14 protein-coding genes are annotated in these 18,174 nt (G+C 61.3%); 4 read left to right on the top strand and 10 right to left on the bottom strand.

Annotated elements, in window-relative coordinates; genetic code table 11:
• Nucleotides 1-109: 109 nt before the first annotated feature.
• Nucleotides 110-1,102, top strand: coding sequence for an adenosine kinase (locus EFD55_RS19580; RefSeq protein WP_125846698.1), 993 nt, complete (start codon nt 110-112; stop codon nt 1,100-1,102).
• Here EFD55_RS19580 and EFD55_RS19575 read toward each other — a convergent pair.
• The gene (locus EFD55_RS19575) at nt 1,095-1,634 is read right to left on the bottom strand and encodes an SH3 domain-containing protein (RefSeq protein WP_125846697.1); all 540 of its coding nucleotides are present in this window, start codon (nt 1,632-1,634) and stop codon (nt 1,095-1,097) included. The genes EFD55_RS19580 and EFD55_RS19575 overlap by 8 nt on opposite strands.
• Before the next feature lie 185 nt (nt 1,635-1,819).
• On the opposite strand from EFD55_RS19575, the gene EFD55_RS19570 reads away from it, so the two are divergent.
• Entirely contained in the window at nt 1,820-2,821 is a 1,002-nt protein-coding gene (locus EFD55_RS19570) for a 2-hydroxyacid dehydrogenase (RefSeq protein WP_125846696.1), read from the top strand.
• 13 nt (nt 2,822-2,834) lie between these two features.
• Here the strand turns inward: EFD55_RS19570 and EFD55_RS19565 are convergent, their stop codons facing one another.
• The 3 genes from EFD55_RS19565 to recF are packed head-to-tail and all read right to left on the bottom strand — an operon-like array spanning nt 2,835 to nt 5,244.
• Nucleotides 2,835-3,308: a GNAT family N-acetyltransferase gene (locus EFD55_RS19565; protein ID WP_125846695.1), complete on the bottom strand. Its 474-nt coding sequence runs from the start codon at nt 3,306-3,308 to the stop codon at nt 2,835-2,837.
• Complete coding sequence (locus tag EFD55_RS19560; RefSeq protein WP_125846694.1) at nt 3,305-4,123, bottom strand: molybdopterin-synthase adenylyltransferase MoeB; 819 nt, start codon at nt 4,121-4,123, stop codon at nt 3,305-3,307. The genes EFD55_RS19565 and EFD55_RS19560 overlap by 4 nt, the downstream gene beginning before the upstream one ends.
• The gene (gene recF / locus EFD55_RS19555) at nt 4,120-5,244 is read right to left on the bottom strand and encodes a DNA replication/repair protein RecF (RefSeq protein ID WP_125846693.1); all 1,125 of its coding nucleotides are present in this window, start codon (nt 5,242-5,244) and stop codon (nt 4,120-4,122) included. Before recF ends, EFD55_RS19560 begins: the two co-directional genes overlap by 4 nt.
• A gap of 372 nt (nt 5,245-5,616) precedes the next feature.
• Between recF and EFD55_RS19550 the strand changes: the two genes are divergently transcribed.
• Nucleotides 5,617-5,982, top strand: a complete 366-nt coding sequence (locus EFD55_RS19550; RefSeq protein WP_125846692.1) for a helix-turn-helix domain-containing protein — start codon at nt 5,617-5,619, stop codon at nt 5,980-5,982.
• 161 nt (nt 5,983-6,143) lie between these two features.
• Here the strand turns inward: EFD55_RS19550 and EFD55_RS19545 are convergent, their stop codons facing one another.
• The 6 genes from EFD55_RS19545 to EFD55_RS19520 form a co-directional block, all read right to left on the bottom strand.
• Nucleotides 6,144-6,344: a hypothetical protein gene (locus tag EFD55_RS19545; protein ID WP_125846691.1), complete on the bottom strand. Its 201-nt coding sequence runs from the start codon at nt 6,342-6,344 to the stop codon at nt 6,144-6,146.
• Between the two features lie 328 nt (nt 6,345-6,672).
• Nucleotides 6,673-7,800, bottom strand: coding sequence for a molecular chaperone DnaJ (gene dnaJ, locus EFD55_RS19540; protein ID WP_125846690.1), 1,128 nt, complete (start codon nt 7,798-7,800; stop codon nt 6,673-6,675).
• An 85-nt stretch (nt 7,801-7,885) separates the two neighbouring features.
• Nucleotides 7,886-9,802 (bottom strand): molecular chaperone DnaK, encoded by a 1,917-nt coding sequence (gene dnaK / locus EFD55_RS19535; RefSeq protein WP_125846689.1) that lies wholly within the window; start codon nt 9,800-9,802, stop codon nt 7,886-7,888.
• Between the two features lie 383 nt (nt 9,803-10,185).
• Entirely contained in the window at nt 10,186-12,513 is a 2,328-nt protein-coding gene (locus EFD55_RS19530) for a transglycosylase domain-containing protein (RefSeq protein ID WP_125846688.1), read from the bottom strand.
• A gap of 569 nt (nt 12,514-13,082) precedes the next feature.
• The gene (locus EFD55_RS19525) at nt 13,083-13,763 is read right to left on the bottom strand and encodes an SH3 domain-containing protein (protein ID WP_125846687.1); all 681 of its coding nucleotides are present in this window, start codon (nt 13,761-13,763) and stop codon (nt 13,083-13,085) included.
• Nucleotides 13,764-14,168: 405 nt separating this feature from the next.
• Nucleotides 14,169-15,557 (bottom strand): M20/M25/M40 family metallo-hydrolase, encoded by a 1,389-nt coding sequence (locus EFD55_RS19520; protein WP_125846686.1) that lies wholly within the window; start codon nt 15,555-15,557, stop codon nt 14,169-14,171.
• 214 nt (nt 15,558-15,771) lie between these two features.
• On the opposite strand from EFD55_RS19520, the gene EFD55_RS19515 reads away from it, so the two are divergent.
• Nucleotides 15,772-18,156: a bifunctional diguanylate cyclase/phosphodiesterase gene (locus tag EFD55_RS19515; RefSeq protein ID WP_125846685.1), complete on the top strand. Its 2,385-nt coding sequence runs from the start codon at nt 15,772-15,774 to the stop codon at nt 18,154-18,156.
• The last annotated feature ends 18 nt before the right edge of the window (nt 18,157-18,174 follow it).

Below are 18,174 nucleotides of genomic sequence, written 5' to 3'. Positions count from 1 at the left end.
GGCACTTTTACGAAGAAATAGTAGCGCCATTCACCATTTAACCTTCCAAACCGCGGAAATTTCGCTAAGACCAAACCCCGGCTATCACAAATCCGGGACTCCCCATTTCATGACAAGATTCGACGTTCTGACAGTCGGCAACGCAATCGTGGATATCATTGCCCGTTGCGACGACCAGTTCCTCATTGACAACCAGATCACCAAGGCGGCGATGAACCTCATCGATGCCGAACGCGCCGAACTCCTGTATTCGCGCATGGGACCGGCGCTTGAAGCCTCCGGCGGCAGCGCGGGCAATACGGCAGCGGGCGTTGCCAACCTCGGCGGCAAGGCGGCCTATTTCGGCAACGTCGCCGCAGATCAGCTTGGCGATATCTTCACACACGATATCCGCGCCCAGGGTGTTCACTACCAGACGCGGCCCAAGGGCACTTTCCCGCCGACGGCGCGTTCGATGATCTTCGTGACTGAGGACGGCGAGCGCTCGATGAACACCTATCTCGGCGCCTGCGTCGAGCTCGGCCCCGAGGATGTCGAGGCCGATGTCGTGGCCGATGCCAAGGTTACCTATTTCGAAGGCTATCTCTGGGATCCGCCGCGCGCCAAGGAAGCGATTCTCGATTGCGCCCGCATTGCCCATGAAAACGGCCGCGAAATGTCGATGACGCTGTCCGACAGCTTCTGCGTCGGCCGCTACCGCGGTGAATTCCTCGATCTGATGCGGTCCGGCAAGGTCGATATCGTCTTCGCCAATCGCCAGGAAGCGCTGTCGCTGTACGAAACCGACGATTTCGAAGAGGCGCTGAACAAGATCGCCGCAGATTGCAAGATCGCCGCCGTGACGATGAGCGAAAACGGCGCCGTCATCCTGAAGGGACGGGAACGCTACTACGTCGATGCGATCAAGATCAGGGAAGTTGTGGACACGACGGGTGCCGGCGATCTCTTCGCCTCCGGCTTCCTCTATGGCTATACGCAGGGACGGTCGCTGGAAGATTGCGGCAAGCTCGGTTGCCTCGCCGCCGGTATCGTCATCCAGCAGATCGGTCCGCGCCCGATGACCTCGCTTTCCGAGGCGGCCAGAGAAGCAGGGCTTATTTGAAGGCTTCGCCGGGATAGGCTCCCCAAATCTCCGACTGTGCCACCCATCCCGAGGCGCCGTCGGCTCCGGCGCGGCACCAGTCGCCGTTGCATTCGCCGATCGTCAGCATCACGCCAGGTTCCAGCTTGGCGACGATTGAGGCGGAGGGCTGCGCCTCGCGGCGCAGATTGACGTAGATACCCTTGCCCTTCGTCTTCATCCATGGGGCGGCGATCGCCGCGCGCTGGCCTGACAGCAGCGACTGGTTGACCCAGCCCTCGGTGCCGTCGGCATCGCGGATGCGGCGCCAGTTGTCGTATTCCTGGATGATCTCCACCGGCAGACCGGATTTCAGGTACATCCATGAGACGGCGTAATCCGTCCCGGGACCGATGCGCAGGTTGACGCGCTTGGACTTCAGGGTGACGAAACGCGGCAACGGCAGTCCGCTCGGCCCCTTGGCAGCCTGCGCGTGGGCAAATTCGACGGCTCCGAGCGATGCGGCCAGAGCGATCGCGACGGCGAGGCAGGACTTCAGGACTTTGCTGCGCATGGAAGCTTCCGTTTGCTCGAATCGGCGGGCAGGCCCGGCCTGCTCGCTGTCCGGGCATTGACATCCTTCCGCTGCACCACGAGTTTTGTTTGTCTTCGCGTGCGGGTCTGGTAGAAAATGCCCGGAATGGGAAAATTATCACCCCTCTTGGTTAAAGACCTCTGAACAAGGCACCGCAGGCAGCCATGACAGCGAAGAAAAAACCGAAGGTCTACATCACCCGGAAACTACCGGATGCCGTCGAAACCCGCATGCGCGAGCTCTTCGACGCCGAGCTCAACATCGATGATACGCCGCGCTCCGTTCCTGAATTGATCGCCGCCGTCAGGACCGCCGACGTGCTGGTGCCGACCGTCACCGATCGCATCGATGCGGCGTTGATCGAGGAGGCAGGGCCGCAGATGAAGCTGATTGCGAGCTTCTCCAACGGCACCGATCATATCGACGTCGAGGCGGCGGCGCGCAAGGGCATCACCGTCACCAACACGCCGAACGTTCTGACCGAGGATACCGCCGACATGACGATGGCGCTGATTCTCGCCGTGCCGAGAAGGCTCGGCGAAGGTGCGCGCGTGCTGACCGACAAGCCGGGCGAATGGGCCGGCTGGTCTCCCACCTGGATGCTTGGCCGGCGCATTCACGGCAAGCGTATCGGCATTGTCGGCATGGGCCGCATCGGCACGGCGGTGGCGCGCCGCGCCAAGGCTTTCGGTCTTTCGATCCACTACCACAACCGCAAGCGCGTCAACCCGGCCGTCGAGGACGAGCTGGAGGCGACCTATTGGGAAAGCCTCGACCAGATGCTCGCCCGCGTCGACATCGTCTCGATCAATTGCCCGTCGACGCCTGCGACCTTCCACCTGATTTCGGCGCGCCGCCTGGCGTTGCTGCAGCCCACGGCCTACATCGTCAACACTGCGCGCGGCGACGTGGTCGACGAAACCGCGCTGATCAAGTGCCTGAGGGAGGGCAAGATCGCCGGCGCCGGCCTCGACGTCTTCGAAAATGAGCCGGCCGTCAACCCGAGACTCGTCAAGCTCGCCAATGAGGGCAAGGTCGTGCTGCTGCCGCACATGAGTTCGGCGACGATCGAGGGCCGGATCGACATGGGCGACAAGGTCATCATCAATATCCGCACCTTCATCGACGGCCACAGGCCGCCGAACCGGGTGCTGCCGGGTCGTTAAGCGATTTTGCGCGTTAGCGGCTAAGGTCCTTGCGCATCTCGATGAAGGTCGTCCTGGCAAAACCGGGATGCGCCTTCTCAGCGGTTCTGGAAAATCCCCAGGCGGCGAAGACGGAGTGATTGTCCGTGAGTTCGATACGCGTTTCCAACCGCAAGGCGGGAAGGCCAAGCGCTGCGGCCGTTTCCTCGGCAATCGCCAGCAGCCGTCTGCCGAGGCCCTTGCCCTGCACGGACGGGAGAACGGCGAGCTTGCCGACATAGAGACAATCGGTCTCCGGCCGCAGGAACAGACAGCCGGTCAGCTTTCCCTGCTCGATCGCGACGTGACCGATTTCGGCTTCGGCCTTTTCAGCCAGCGCTTGCGCCGTTAGGCGGAGCGCGGAAGATGGTGGATCGATCCTGCCGTTCATCGAGGCGAAGGCGGCAAGGATGAGGGCGAGTAGTTCGTCCCAGCGCGTGAAGCTTCCGTCGAGGCGGATGATCGTCATCCCGCCTGCCTTGAGCGGCGGCGTTTGTAGCGGATCGTTTCGAACCGGGCCGACAGCGCGTCGTAAAGCAGCAGCCGTCCGATCAGCGGCTCGCCGGCGCCGGTGACGAGCTTGATCGCCTCCATCGCCATCATCGTGCCGATGACGCCGGTAAGCGCGCCGATGATGCCGGCCTCGGCGCAGGAGGGGATCAGCCCCGCCGGCGGCGCTTCGGGAAACAGGTCGCGATATCTAGGGTTGGGCGTCCCGTCCTCGGCCGTCTCATAGGGTTTCACTACTGTCAGCGAACCGTCGAAACGCCCGACGGCGCCGGTGACGAGCGGGATGCGCGCACCTTCCGCCGCATCGGCGGCGGCATAACGCGTGTCGAAATTGTCGGAGCCGTCGATCAGAAGATCGAAGCCGGACAATTGTCGTCGGGCAGTCTCCGGAGAGAAGCGTTCCTCGAAGCGGATGAGCCGGACATGCGGGTTGAGTCTCGCGATGGCGATGGCGGCGCTCTCCGTCTTCAACTCCCCGATCGTGCCGGAATCGTGGATGACCTGGCGCTGCAGGTTCGAGAGCGATACCAGGTCGTCATCGACGATGCCGAGCGTGCCGACGCCGGCTGCGGCCAGATATTGCAGGATCGGCGCACCGAGGCCGCCGGCGCCGATTACCAGCACGCGGGCAGCCTTCAGCTTCTGCTGGCCTGCGCCGCCGATCTCGGGGAGCAGGATGTGGCGCTGATAGCGCGCGATTTCATCAGGGGTGAGCGGTTCCATGGCGGGGACCTTATCATGGCGCCCGTCGCCGGGAAAAGCTGCTCCGGTCATTCGAATACCTTTCCGTCAGCCACCGTAAAGACCTGTGCCCTGTCGCCGAGCGCTGAAAACATGGCACGGTCCGTTCCGGTCATGAAGGCTTGCCCGCCGAGCCCGTCGATGAGGTCGAACAGCGCCGCGCGTCTGTTCTCGTCGAGATGTGCCGCGATTTCATCGAGCAGCAGGATCGGCGCATGGCCGGTGAGATTGCCGACGAGCCGCGCATGCGCAAGCACCAGGCCAACGAGCAGCGCTTTCTGCTCGCCGGTCGAACAACGCTCGGCCTCCATCGCCTTTTCGCGGTGATGCACGATGAGATCGGCTCTGTGCGGCCCTTCGAGCGTACGTCCTGCGCCGGCATCGCGGTAACGGCTTTCCGCCAGCATCGCGGCGTAGTCGTCCTCGAGGTCGACCGAGGGGCGTGAGAACTGGCCGTCCATGAAGCCGGAGAGCCGCAGCGATGCCGAGGGGAAGGGTGAACTCTCCAGTGTTTCCTCGATCAGCCGGGTCAAGAGCCCGAGCATTTCCTGGCGGGCGAGCGCCATCGCGATGCCGAGGCTTGCCATCTGCTCCTCAATTCCGGTAAGCCAGGAGGGGTCGAAGCGGCCTTCGTCGAGCAGTTTGTTGCGGCTGCGCATGGCGCGCTCGAAATCGCTGGCGCGGCGGCCATGGGCGGGATCGAGCGACAGCACCAGCCGGTCGAGAAAGCGGCGCCGGTCGGAAGAGGCGCCGGTAAACAGGCCATCCATCGCCGGCGTCAGCCAAAGAAGACGCAGGTGATCCGTCAGCTCGTCGGCGGTCTTGGCCGGCGTACCGTTGATGCGCAGCCTGCGGGCGGTTGTCTCTTCGCCCGTCTCGATGCCGGTGCCGATCTCGACGTCACCCTCCATGCCGTCGAGCGCTGCGAAGATCGAAAAGCCACCCGGCGCGCCGACGCGGGTGATATCGCCATAGGCCGCGCGGCGCAGGCCGCGGCCGGGCGAAAGCAGCGAAACCGCCTCCATGAGATTGGTCTTGCCGGCGCCGTTGTCTCCCGTCAGCACGACGTGCCGGCCGTCAAGGGCAAGTGCTGCCGCCGCATAGTTGCGGAAGTCGGTGAGCTTCAGGCGAGAAAGGGAAACCTTGTGCGGCATCGGATGTCCGGAATCGTTAAGCGTGACAGCTAAGCCGAAGCAGTCTTGATGGCAAGCGCGCTGCTTCACGGTGGTGGATCGCGTACCGCCGGTGATGCCGGAAATCGGTCGTGGAGCAATGCCGCGGCGGTCCCAATTACTGCAAAAAATACAACCTCAGAGGCAATGGCTCGACGTTGCTAAGCCGATATTGCCAACATCAGGGTTCACCGGCCGCGAGCCCTGATTTCAGAGGCTTTGGCGCATTCGGTTGAGATTACTGACGTAACGTAAAGCCCAAAAAAAGTCGGTTGAATTTTGCAGCTTCCGGGTTGAGTTATTCGCTGAACACGATATGGTAAACCAAGTGTTTATGTATGAGAGAGTAGTGAAGTGCCAGATCCGGTTGATATTATCGTTGGTCGCAACGTAAGACACCTTCGCGCCCTTCGTCGTGTTTCCCAACTTGAACTCGGTGAAGCACTCGGACTGACTTTCCAGCAGATCCAGAAATACGAAAAGGGAACGAACCGCGTTTCCGCCAGCAAGCTGCATCAGATCGCTGTTTTTCTCGATGTCGAGATCTCCGCTCTTTTCGAGGGAACCGGCATATCGCAATTCGGCAGCCGTATCGAACTTAGCCCCGATGCCTATGCGCTTGCGCTGAGCTACGACAAGCTGAACTCGACCGCGGGCAAGGAGGCGGTCAAGACCATTCTCACTCTCATGAGTGGTGAAGCGGTCGAAAGCGCCGCCTGATTCCGCCGGGGCGGACAAGTTTATTTCCGGAAGAGCTCAGCGTCTTCAAGGTATGGACGATGTCCGGACCTTGAAGGTCTGCATATCCGCAAAGGTGGAAGCATTCTCGGAATCGAGGATGGGGCTGCCGACGCATGTCGCGTCAGCTTCGATGCGTCGCTTTAGTGAATCTCGCTCTCGTGCAGCGCCGTCAGCAGATCGTCCTGCGTCTGGTGGCCGGCATGATAGAGGTCGATCGCGATACTGGCGATGGAGAGGCCCTGCTGGCTGCGAAGCTTGATGTTGCGCTCGGCACACCATGTGTAGATGGCCCCGGCAAGAACGTCGACGTCTTCGGACTGAGAGGAGAAGGCTGGCGCCATTTTAGATACCCTTGTTCTGGTTGTTCCCGCCGGAGCGCCGCGCGTCCGATGGGACGCGCCAAGGGCGCTCTATCACTTTGAATTGGCGCAGAACCCCTGTTATCGAGGGGTTCTGCGCTGACCGCAGAGACTGAATTCATTTGGAAAACTTGCAAGCGGCATCATGTGGCTGCGTTAACGCAAGTCGTCTGCCGTCCCATCGCCGTATCGATCTGAGACAGATCGCCCGGCAACGGGCGGCAAGTGTCGCAAATCAGGATTCGCGGGACAAAAAAAGCCGGAGACGTTTCCGTCCCCGGCTTTCGGGATTGGCATGTCGACCGGCGGCTCAGCCTTCGAAGAATTCCTTCATCCGGGCGAAGAAGCCCGTCGATTCCGGGTTGTTCTCCTTGGAGGAAAGCTGCTCGAACTCTTGCAGCAGCTCGCGCTGGCGCTTGGTGAGTTTCTGCGGCGTCTCGATCTGGATCTGGATGTAGAGATCGCCCGTCTGCGCCGAACGCAGCACCGGCATGCCCTTGCTCTTGAGGCGGAACTGTTTGCCCGCCTGCGTGCCTTCGGGCACGCTCACGCGCGACTTCGTGCCGTCGAGCGTCGCCACATCGAAGGTCCCGCCGAGAGCGGCCGTCGTCATCGAGATCGGAACGGCGCAATAGAGGTCTGCTCCGTCGCGCTGGTAGAATTCGTGCGGCTTCACCGACAGGAAAATATAGAGGTCGCCGGCCGGCCCACCGCGGGCGCCGGCTTCGCCTTCGCCCTGCAGGCGGATGCGCGTGCCGTCTTCGATGCCCGAGGGAATATTGACCGAAAGCGAACGCTCTTCCGTCACCCGGCCCTGGCCGTGGCACTTCGGACAAGGATCGGGAATGATCTGGCCGCGGCCGTGGCAGGTCGGGCAGGTCCGCTCAATCGAGAAGAAGCCCTGTGCGGCACGCACGCGCCCCGTTCCCTGGCAGGTTCCGCAGTTCTTCGGCTGCGTGCCGGGCTTGGCGCCCGAGCCCGAACAGACGTCGCAGGTGATCGACGTCGGAACGCGGATCTGCGCCGTTTTGCCGGAGAAGGCTTCTTCCAGCGTTATTTCCATGTTGTAGCGAAGATCGGCGCCGCGCTCGCGGCCGCCCGACGAGCGCTGGCGTGCGCGGCCGCCACCCATCATCTCGCCGAAAATATCCTCGAAGATATCGGAGAAACCGCCGCCGGCAAATCCGCCGCCACCGCCGCCCATGCCGCCTTGCTCGAAGGCCGCGTGGCCATAGCGATCATAGGCCGCCCGCTTCTGCGGGTCCTTGAGCATCTCGTAGGCTTCGTTGATTTCCTTGAACTTCCGTTCCGCGTCCTTGTCATCCGGGTTTTTGTCCGGATGGTATTTCATCGCCAGTTTGCGGAAGGCGCTCTTCAGCTCTTTCTCGTCCGCCGACTTGGCTACACCCAGAGTTTCGTAAAAGTCCGCTTTTGCCATTAAGGATTAAACCCCGGAAATGGATTTCCGGCTGCCATGGTGAGCAGCCGGATCAGGTGTTGAAGCATAACCACGCCGCCGCGGATTACGCGGACTTCTTGCGGTCGTCGTCCTTGATTTCCTCGTAGTCGGCATCGACGACATTGTCGCCGCCTTCCGCGGAGGCATCGGCAGCAGCACCGCCTTCGGCCTGCTGTGCTTCATATATCGCCTGGCCGAGCTTCATGGAAACTTCCATGAGGGTCTGGGTCTTGGCCTTGATGTCTTCGGCGTCGGCATCGGTTGCTTCGGTCGCAGACTTCAGGGCGGCAATTGCATCCGAGATCGCGGTGCGGTCAGCTTCCGAAACCTTGTCACCGTAGTCCTTGAGCGACTTTTCGGTGGAGTGGATCAGGCTTTCGGCCTGGTTCTTGGCTTCCACACCTTCGCGGCGCTTCTTGTCTTCGGCAGCGTGCGATTCTGCGTCCTTGACCATCTTTTCGATGTCGGCGTCCGAAAGACCGCCGGAGGCCTGGATGCGGATCTGCTGTTCCTTGCCGGTACCCTTGTCCTTGGCCGAAACCTGCACGATGCCGTTCGCGTCGATGTCGAAGGTAACTTCGATCTGCGGAACGCCGCGCGGCGACGGCGGCAGGCCGACGAGGTCGAACTGGCCGAGCAGCTTGTTGTCGGCAGCCATTTCACGCTCGCCCTGCGACACGCGGATGGTGACGGCCTGCTGGTTGTCGTCTGCGGTCGAGAAGGTCTGGCTCTTCTTCGTCGGGATCGTCGTGTTGCGCTCGATCAGACGGGTGAAGACGCCGCCCAGCGTTTCGATGCCGAGAGACAGCGGAGTTACGTCGAGAAGCAGAACGTCCTTGACGTCGCCCTGGAGAACGCCGGCCTGGATGGCGGCGCCGAGAGCGACGACTTCATCCGGGTTGACACCCTTGTGCGGCTCCTTGCCGAACAGCTGCTTGACGACTTCCTGCACCTTCGGCATGCGGCTCATGCCGCCGACGAGAACGACTTCGTCGATTTCGGCAGCGGTGACGCCGGCATCCTTGAGAGCTGCCTTGCACGGAGCGATCGTGCGCTGGACGAGATCGTCGACCAGGCTTTCGAGCTTGGCGCGAGTCAGCTTCAACGTCAGGTGCTTCGGGCCGGAAGCGTCAGCCGTGATGAACGGCAGGTTGATTTCCGTCTGCTGCGAAGAGGACAGCTCGATCTTTGCCTTTTCGGATGCTTCCTTGAGGCGCTGCAGGGCGAGCTTGTCGTTCTTCAGGTCGATGCCATTGTCCTTCTTGAACTCGGCAACGAGATATTCGACGAGACGCATGTCGAAGTCTTCACCGCCGAGGAAGGTATCGCCGTTGGTGGACTTCACTTCGAAGACGCCGTCGCCGATTTCGAGGATCGAAATATCGAAGGTGCCGCCGCCAAGGTCGTAGACGGCGATCGTCTTACCGTCCTTCTTGTCGAGGCCGTAGGCGAGAGCAGCAGCGGTCGGCTCGTTGATAATGCGCAGCACTTCAAGACCTGCAATGCGGCCGGCATCCTTGGTTGCCTGGCGCTGCGCGTCGTTGAAGTATGCGGGAACGGTGATGACGGCTTTCTCGACCTTTTCGCCGAGATAGGATTCAGCGGTTTCCTTCATCTTCTGAAGGATCATCGCGGAAATCTGTGCGGGCGAGTAGCCCTTGCCATTGGCTTCGACCCAGGCGTCGCCATTGTCGCCCTTGACGATGGTGAAGGGAACGAGGTGCTTGTCCTTCTCGACGGTCGGATCTTCGTAGCGGCGGCCGATCAGGCGCTTGACCGCAAAGAGCGTGTTCGTCGGATTGGTGACTGCCTGGCGCTTGGCCGGCTGGCCGACGAGGCGTTCGCCATCATCGGAAAATGCCACCATGGAAGGGGTCGTGCGCGCACCTTCCGCATTCTCGATAACCTTTGCGTCCTTGCCGTCCATGACTGCGACGCAGGAATTCGTCGTTCCAAGGTCGATACCAATTACTTTTGCCATGTCATTCTCTCCTTGAAGCAAGCTGTCGGAACCCCGAGAAGGCATTTCCCTGACAGCCCCTTACGGGATGGGTCTACTTAAGATTACGCAATCGTGATTGCGGTGATGCGGCGTATATAAGGAGCGGTTTTCTGGACTGCAAGGCGAGAAATGGCCCGGAATCCAGCAAAACGAATGTGTTGCCTTCAATTTTGACAGTACTCGGGAACAAGGTCTCCCCATATCAGGAAAGCGGCTGATTTCCAGAGCATGTCGCGCAAGACTATGCGGCGATTTTGCGATCACGGCACGCGCAAACAGACGACCGAAAGCGGGCAAGCAAATCTGAAAGATCGCGACATGTTTTAGAGGATCGGGCTTGCGCCGGGCGTGCAGCAAGGATCTCACTGGCCCATGATCAGATCGAGCAGGGTCGTGCGCCGCGGCCGGACGGAAGACGTCGTCTGCGCCCCTCCGACATCGCCAGGCGGCACGATGCTTCCATAACCGGAACCATCGTCCTCGGCGACGTCGGCTGGAGGAACCGGGCCGTTTCCTGATGTTGCCGCCTGTTGCCGGACAGGCGCCTGCGGATAGCGGTTGGCGTTGGCGTCGCCGCCGAAGACGCCGGAAATGATCCCGCCGATCGTCGTCGACGGCGGCACTTCGGCCGTCATCGGCTCTCCGCCGTCGGGGGTTGCCTGCGCCATCGGCTGGCCGCCGTTCGGATCGCCGATCAGCTGGCCGTTGCCGAAGAGCGGCGCCGGCGAAAGACCCTTATGGGCGGCGACCATGAATTCCTTCCATGCCTTTGCGGGCAAGCCGCCGCCGGTCACCTTCTTCATCGATTTGCCATCGTCATTGCCGAACCAGACCCCGGTGGTGAGGTTGCTGGTGAAGCCGACGAAGAGCGCGTCGCGTGAATTCTGCGTCGTGCCGGTCTTTCCCGCCGCCTGCCAGCCTGGGATCTTGGCGCTCTTGCCGGTACCGTTCTCGATGACGCCCATCATCATCGTATCCATCTCGGCGGCGATCTGCTCGGAGAGCACGCGCGGCGGGCTGTCATAGGTGTTTTCATAGAGAACCTTGCCCTCGGCGGTCGTCACCCGGCGGATGACGTGCGGGGTCGCCTTGTAGCCACCGTTCATGAAGGCGGCGTAGGAGGCGGTGAGTTCCATCAGCGAGACCTCGGACGTGCCGAGCGCGATCGAGGCGTTCGGCTGCAGCTCGCTTTCGATACCGAGCCGGTGGGCGAGTTTGATCACCTGGTCCGGCCCGTCATACATCACCAGCTGCGCGGCGACCGTGTTCAGCGATTTGGCAAGTGCGGTCGCAAGCGTCACTTCGCCATTGTATTTCTTCTCGTAGTTCTCGGGCGTCCAGTCGCCGATGCGGATCGGCGCGTCGTTGAACACCGAATAGGGCGTCAGCCCCTTTTCCAGCGCGGCGGCATAGACGAAGGGCTTGAACGAGGAACCCGGCTGCCGCTTCGCCTTGACGGCGCGGTTGAACTGGCTCGCCGCATAATCCCTGCCGCCGACGAGCGCGCGGATCGCGCCGGTGCCGTCGATCGAGACGAGGGCGGCCTGCGAGGCGTCGAGTTTGCCGCCTTCCTTGTCGAGCACGTCGACCAGCGATTGCTCGGCCTTCTTTTCCAAGGACTTGTCGATGGTCGTATCGACGATAATGTCTTCCTTGACGTCGCCGATCAGGCCCGGCAGTTCGTCCATCACCATGTCGGCGACATAGTGCCCGGCGCCCGACCAATAGCTCTTGGCAGAAGACGGGGTCTGCGACATCGCGGTCTTCACCTCGGAATCGGTGATGAAACCCTGTTCGCGCATCGCCGCGAGCACGAGTTGGGCGCGGGCATTCGCTGCGTCTGCGTCGCGGGCCGGCGAAAGCCGCGATGGCGCCTTAAGCAGGCCGGCCAGAACCGCGGCCTCGCCAAGGTTCACGTCGCGCGCCGATTTGTTGAAGTAGCGGCGAGACGCCGCCTCGACGCCATAAGCATTCGATCCGAAGAACACGCGGTTGAGATACATCGCAAGGATCTGGTCCTTGGTGTATTTCTGCTCGAGCCAGAGCGCGAGCAGCACCTCCTGAACCTTACGTTCCAGCGTTCTCTCGGGGGAGAGGAAGAGGTTCTTGGCAAGCTGCTGCGTCAGCGTCGAGCCGCCCTGCACCATATGGCCGGCCGTGAAGTTGGTCACGATCGCGCGGCCGAGGCCGAGCGGATCGACGCCGAAATGCGAATAGAAGCGCCTGTCTTCGATGGCAATGACGGCTTCCGGAATATAGGGCGACATGTTTTCGAGCGACAACGCCTCGCCGCCGGTGGCGCCGCGATTAGCGATGACGCTGCCGTCGACGGCAGTGATCTTGACGTTCGGCGGCCGTTCCGGGATCGCCCACGTGCTGGCGCTCGGCATGCGCGAGCCGTAATAGAGCACAAGCCCGGCAACGCCGATGCCGGCCCAGATGAAAAGCACGACGCACCAGTAGATCACGCGGCGCAGGAATCCGAAAATACCGCCGCCTTCGCGCTCCCGTGGCTCGCGCCGCCGTCGGGAGGCGGCCCGCTGCGGCGGGGGCTTGGAACCGCCACGCGGCGCCGATCTGCTTCCAACGACGCGATCGTCCGCATCGAGCGAGAATTCGTCATCGTCGCGTGCCGGGCGGCCGCTGAAGGACGGTTCGATTCTGTCGCCTGATCTGCCTCTGCCTGCCATCGCGGAGTGGTCGCATCCCATGTTCGATCGCGAAGCCCGACTTCGCACAACGGCGCTGTAGCACTCTGGAGTGCCGCATAATTTTGCCCATAAATCGATCCCGATCTCAGGAATTATGCAGTCGGCGACGTGATCATCCGCTTGAACTGTAATTGCGGCGATTTAACGGGGTGTTAAAGGCCGGAAAGGCGCTTCAATACTGACGGGCCTCGCAATCGTCGAGAGTTCCGGGATCCTGCGCCGCAGATCTTCTGTCCGGTCGGTGGAACCAATAGGCTTCGTGAATGTTTATGGAGAAGCGGGACAACCCCCTCACGTCCCGCGAATGATCGGCCGTCTCCCCTCAACACGCGCCGATCGACATCAGGCCCGGTGCATCCCTACATGGGAGCGCCGGGTTTTTTCTTAGAGCAATTCCAGCAAAAGTGCGTGGCGGTTTTGCGTCCGGAATTGCGTGAAAACAAAGAGATAGAGCATTTCAGTGACTCGGAGAAAAACGGAAATGCTCTAGGTGGTTGTCGTTGGCTGGGAAACCTCGAAAGAGGACGGCCCGGCCGTCCTCTTCTGTTTCATTGGTCGCAGGAGGGATCGCCAGGGCGGCAATCGAAATCCCTGCGGTCCGGTCTGCGATCATCGCCTCTCCGGTCGTCCCCTTGCCGATCGTACCTTTGCCAATCGTCCCTTTGCCGATCATCTCTTTGATTGTCGCCGCGCCGGTCCCGGTCACCATCGCGGTCGCGCCAATCTCGGTCGCGATCCCGCTCACGCCAGTTCCGGTCGCGATCCCGGTTGTCCCGATCACGGTCTCGATCGCGATCCCGGTTGTCGCGGTCGCGGTAGTAATAGTCCGGGCCTCGGCTCCAGCGGTCACGCTCGCGATAGAAATCGCGGTTGCGGTAGTAGCGGTCCCAGTAATTGTCGACGCTGAAGCGGATAACCGGAATGCCCAGCGGACGGTAATATTGCGGACCGACATAGATGCGGCGCTGCTGATAGAGAGCCTGCACATATTGGCCGGAAACCCAGCCGCGGCCGCCGTAGAATTCGACGTCGCACCAGTTGAGGTCGGAAAGGCATCCGCGGATCTCGACGGAAGAACCTGCGGGTATGACTGCGACGGCAGGATATCGGGTGCTCGGACCCGCACGCATGTTGACGTTCGCCGTCGAGTAGCCCTCGGCAGCCTGCGCTAGGGCAGGCGCCAGCATGAACAGGCCGGCTGCTGCAATTTTTACAAAGAGGTTTCTCACGCTTCTCAGTCCTTGTTGGCACGTTTTTCAGGCAGCGCTTGGCCGCGTTTCCTCGGCCGCATACCCCTGAAACAAAAGATAGAACGTTCGCCCGCAGCGGTAGCTGCTGCTATCATTCATCTTATCTTTCAATGGCTTATATGCCGCACTCGATGAATGTAGCTTGAACGGCGAAATTTCTGTCAGCGCCTTGAAGCTCCAAGCAATGTTTCCGGCAGAGAGTTGGCGCCGTTAACGCCTCGTTAACCTTTCGGGGGCAGTCTCATTGCAATACCGCTTTCTCCTTGACCACGGATGAACTGGCACTGAGACGAGCGGACGACGAAAGGCCGGTTTGAACCGGCCTTTTTGTTGTCGCGATTTTCGCAAGGGCGCATCCCGTTTGAAGGCGCGCCCTTTTCCCTCTCAGGCAGCGAGCGCCTGAAGGATTCGCACCCAGGAGCGGATGCCCTTGTGGTAGGAGACGAGTTCATATTTCTCGTTCGGCGAATGGATGCGGTCATCGCTGAGGCCGAACCCGACGAGCAGCGATTCCATACCGAGCATTTTCTGGAAATCCCCGACGATCGGGATCGAGCCGCCCATCCCGATGACGATGGCGGGTTTCGGCCACTCGTCGGAAAGCGCGGTTTTCGCCTTGGTCAGGACAGGTGAGTCATAGGAGAGATGGATCGCCGGCGAGCCGCCATGCGGATGGAATTCGACCGAGCAGTCGGCCGGAATCTTCGAGTTGATATAGCTGCGGAAAGCTTTGCGGATGGCGTCGGGGTCCTGCGTGCCGACAAGGCGGAACGAAACCTTGGCCGAAGCCTTGGCAGCGATCACCGTCTTGAAGCCTTCGCCGGTATATCCGCCCCAGATGCCGTTGATTTCGGCGGTCGGCCGCGCCCAGGTGAGCTCGAGCACCGACCGGCCCTTTTCGCCGGACGGAATGGAAAGGCCGACCTCGCCGAGGAAACTTTCCGCGGTCTTGCCGAGCGTCTCCCATGACGCCTTGATGTTGTCGGGCGTTTCCTCGACGCCGTCGTAGAAACCGTCGAGCGTGATGCGGCCGGTCTCGTCGTGCAGGCCGGCAAGAGCCTCGACGAGAATATGAATCGGATTTGCTGCCGCGCCGCCGAAAAGACCAGAATGCAGGTCGCGGTCGGCCGCCGTCACGACGACTTCCTCGCCGACGAGGCCGCGCAGCGCTGCGGCAATCGCCGGCGTGTCGCGGTCCCACATGCCGGTATCGCAGACGAGCGCATAATCAGCTTTAAGCTCGGTGGCATTGGCTTCGAGGAAGGGCTTGAGCGACGGCGAACCGGATTCCTCCTCACCCTCGAAGAGGATGGTGATGCGGCAGGGAAGCGCACCGTTGATCTCCTTGTAGGAGCGGCAGGCTTCGACGAAGGTCATCAGCTGGCCCTTGTCGTCGGAGGTGCCGCGGCCGGTCAGGATCTTGCGGCCCTCGCCGACATCCTTGATCGACGGCTCGAAAGGATCGTTTTCCCAGAGTTCGACCGGATCGACCGGCTGAACGTCGTAGTGGCCGTAGAAGAGGACGTGCGGCGCATCGGTCGAAACACCGGCGTGGTGGGCGACAACCATCGGATGGCCGGGCGTGTCGCGCACCGAGGCTGTAAATCCGAGCCCTTCAAGATAGGCGACGAGCCATTCCGCAGCCTTGCGGCATTCGGCTTTGTAGGCGGGATCGGTGGAAATCGACTCGATGCGCAGAAGTTCGAACAGCTTGTCGAGGCTCGATGGAAGGTTTTGGTCCGCGCGCGCAAGCACCTGATTGATATCGGTCATTTTCGACTCCTTTTTGAAATTCGGCCGGACGATAGACCAAACCAGAAAGGCAGGCGAGGCGGAAAAACAAAAAATCGGCGGCGCGAAAGGCCAGCGGAGCATAGACCGATAGCAGGAAGATTTGCTGGATAATATAGAAGAGAATTCTAATTCAATTTACAGTTATTTAGTACAACCTAAATAGCCTGACCGAATTCAGCTGTTCGAGGTTCGGATGTTTTCGGTCATTACATGTATTCGGGACAATCATGATTGGCGGCTGGTGCTTGCGGCCGCTGCGGTCTGCCTGGTCGGCGCGATGTCGGCGATGCTGCCGCTTTCCCGCGCCCAGGAATGCGATGCCGGGCGGCGCAAACTCTGGATCGGCGCCTCGGCTTTCGCCTTCGGCACCGGCGTATGGGCAACGCACTTCATCGCGATGCTGGCCTATGACGGCGGCATGCCGATCGGCTACCAGCTGGGTCTGACGGCGCTTTCCTTCCTCCTGTCGGTTGTCGGTTCGTGGGTGGCGATCCTCGTCGCTTCAGAAAGCCGCGGCAGGTTTTCTCCCATCTTCGGCGGCGTGCTGATGGCGTTCGGCATCGCCTCCATGCACCTGACCGGCATGCAGGCGATCGAAACGCAGGCGGTAATCCTCTACGATCCCGTCATGACGCTGAGTGCGGTTCTCGCGGGAGCGCTGCTGTCGAGCGCCGCCTTCTATGCCTTTTTCCAATTGAGGGGAGCGAGGCGGCTCGTCGCCTCGTCAATCACTTTCGTCCTCGCGATCTGCGCTCTCCATTTCATCTCGATGGCCAGCATCACGCTCGTGCCGGATCCCGGCAATCAGGTTCCTGCAACGGTGCTCGATGCCAGCCTGCTTGCCACGATCGTCGTGGTGGCAGCGATGACGCTCATTCTGATTGCGCTCGCGGTGGTCTTTATCGAAAGCCATCTGACGGATCTGAGGGGGCTCGCGAATGCCTCACAGGAAGGGCTGTTGATCCTGCGCGATGGCCGGATCATCGATGCCAATGAACGTTTCCAGGGGCTTTCCGGCTGGAAGCTTGCCGACCTTGCCGGCAAGGCGCCCTCGGCCGTTTTGACCGCTACCCAGGGGACAGGACAGAACGGGCCCGGCGAGACGCTGCTCAACACCAGGAAAGGCAGGGAGATCGCCGTCGAAGTGACCTCAAGCAGGATCGTCTATCGCGGGCACAATTGCGAGGTGCTTGCAGTGCGTGATCTCACCGAGCGCAGGCAGGCCGAGGAGATGATCGAACATCTCGCCCACCACGATGTGCTCACCGATCTGCCGAACAGGTCGCTGTTCGATACCCGCATCCGACAAGCGTTGCAGATGGCCGAACGAAAGAATAGCCAGGTTGCCCTCTTCTATCTCGACCTCGATCGCTTCAAGTCCGTCAACGATATCTTCGGTCATGCCGAAGGCGACCGCATTCTCGGCAAGGTCGCCTCGATCCTGCGCCGCGTGGCCGATGAAAGCGATACGATCGCCCGCCTCGGCGGCGATGAATTCGCCATCATCCAGCCCGCCGGGCAGCAGCCGGCTGCGGCGCAAAAACTTGCAACGACGATCCTCGACGAGTTCGCCGCCGAGATGGACACGGCGCGTGATCCCACAGCCGTCGGCGTCAGCGTCGGCATTGCGCTCTATCCCGCGGATGGAACTGCTGCCGAAGATCTCTGCAACAATGCCGATACTGCGCTCTACCGCGTCAAGCATGACGGTCGCGGCAAGGTGTGTTTCTTCGATGCGGAAATGGACAAGGCGGCAAGGAACCGTCGCCAGATCGAAAGCGAACTGCGCCATGCCATCATCCGCAACCAGATTTATGTCAGCTATCAGCCGATCCTCGATGCGCAAAGCGGCGAGATCGGCGGCTACGAGGCTTTGATGCGCTGGAACCGGCCGGGCCACGGTTTGACCGAGCCCGATATCTTCATCCCGATCGCCGAGGAAAGCGGCTCGATCGTCCAACTCGGCGAATGGGTCTTGCAGCAGGCCTGCAGGGAGGCCGTGCGCTGGCCGTTGCCGTTGCGGATTGCCGTCAATCTTTCGCCCGTGCAATTCATGCTGCCGAACCTCTGTGAGCGGATCGAGGCGATCCTTGCCGAAACCGGGCTTGCGCCCGACCGGTTGGAGATCGAAATCACCGAGGCAGCGCTCATCCGTGATCGTGACCGGGTGATGACGACGCTGCTGCGGCTGCACAAACTTGGCGTGCACATCGTCATGGACGATTTCGGCACCGGTTTCTCCTCGCTTTCCAACCTGCGCTCATTTCCCTTCGACAAGATCAAGGTTGATCGAAGTTTTACCGGCGTGCTGGAACATGATGCGGCGGCGCGCTCGATCGTGCGCGCCATCATCGGCCTTGGTCATAGCCTCGGCATGCCTGTTGTGACGGAGGGTGTGGAAACCGAAATGCAGCGCCGGATCGTCGTCGAGGAGGGCTGCACGCAAGTGCAGGGGCTTCTGCTCGGCAAGCCGGATATCGAGCCGAGCGTCAAGCTCGCCGCCTGCGAAAGCCTTCTGGCCGAACAGATCGAGAATGGCGTGCTGCCGCTGCGCCGCGCGCACCTTGTCCGCGAGTGATCTTATAGCGCCGCACGT

The sequence above is a fragment of the Rhizobium pisi genome, from assembly GCF_003938655.1.
GTDB lineage: Bacteria > Pseudomonadota > Alphaproteobacteria > Rhizobiales > Rhizobiaceae > Rhizobium > Rhizobium pisi.
The sequence above is the reverse complement of the archived record's forward strand: the minus strand, read 5'-3'. Positions and strand labels throughout refer to the sequence as shown.

Bases quoted from the DNA above. Each gene is read 5' to 3' on its own strand.
- EFD55_RS19560 (WP_125846694.1), bottom strand. From the start codon at position 4,123: ATGACCGGAGCAGCTTTTCCCGGCGACGGGCGCCATGATAAGGTCCCC.
- EFD55_RS19530 (WP_125846688.1), bottom strand. From the start codon at position 12,513: ATGGCAGGCAGAGGCAGATCAGGCGACAGAATCGAACCGTCCTTCAGC.
- EFD55_RS19515 (WP_125846685.1), top strand. From the start codon at position 15,772: ATGTTTTCGGTCATTACATGTATTCGGGACAATCATGATTGGCGGCTG.
- EFD55_RS19520 (WP_125846686.1), bottom strand. From the start codon at position 15,557: ATGACCGATATCAATCAGGTGCTTGCGCGCGCGGACCAAAACCTTCCA.
- dnaK (WP_125846689.1), bottom strand. From the start codon at position 9,802: ATGGCAAAAGTAATTGGTATCGACCTTGGAACGACGAATTCCTGCGTC.
- EFD55_RS19545 (WP_125846691.1), bottom strand. From the start codon at position 6,344: ATGGCGCCAGCCTTCTCCTCTCAGTCCGAAGACGTCGACGTTCTTGCC.
- EFD55_RS19565 (WP_125846695.1), bottom strand. From the start codon at position 3,308: ATGACGATCATCCGCCTCGACGGAAGCTTCACGCGCTGGGACGAACTA.
- EFD55_RS19570 (WP_125846696.1), top strand. From the start codon at position 1,820: ATGACAGCGAAGAAAAAACCGAAGGTCTACATCACCCGGAAACTACCG.
- recF (WP_125846693.1), bottom strand. From the start codon at position 5,244: ATGCCGCACAAGGTTTCCCTTTCTCGCCTGAAGCTCACCGACTTCCGC.
- EFD55_RS19580 (WP_125846698.1), top strand. From the start codon at position 110: ATGACAAGATTCGACGTTCTGACAGTCGGCAACGCAATCGTGGATATC.
- dnaJ (WP_125846690.1), bottom strand. From the start codon at position 7,800: ATGGCAAAAGCGGACTTTTACGAAACTCTGGGTGTAGCCAAGTCGGCG.
- EFD55_RS19575 (WP_125846697.1), bottom strand. From the start codon at position 1,634: ATGCGCAGCAAAGTCCTGAAGTCCTGCCTCGCCGTCGCGATCGCTCTG.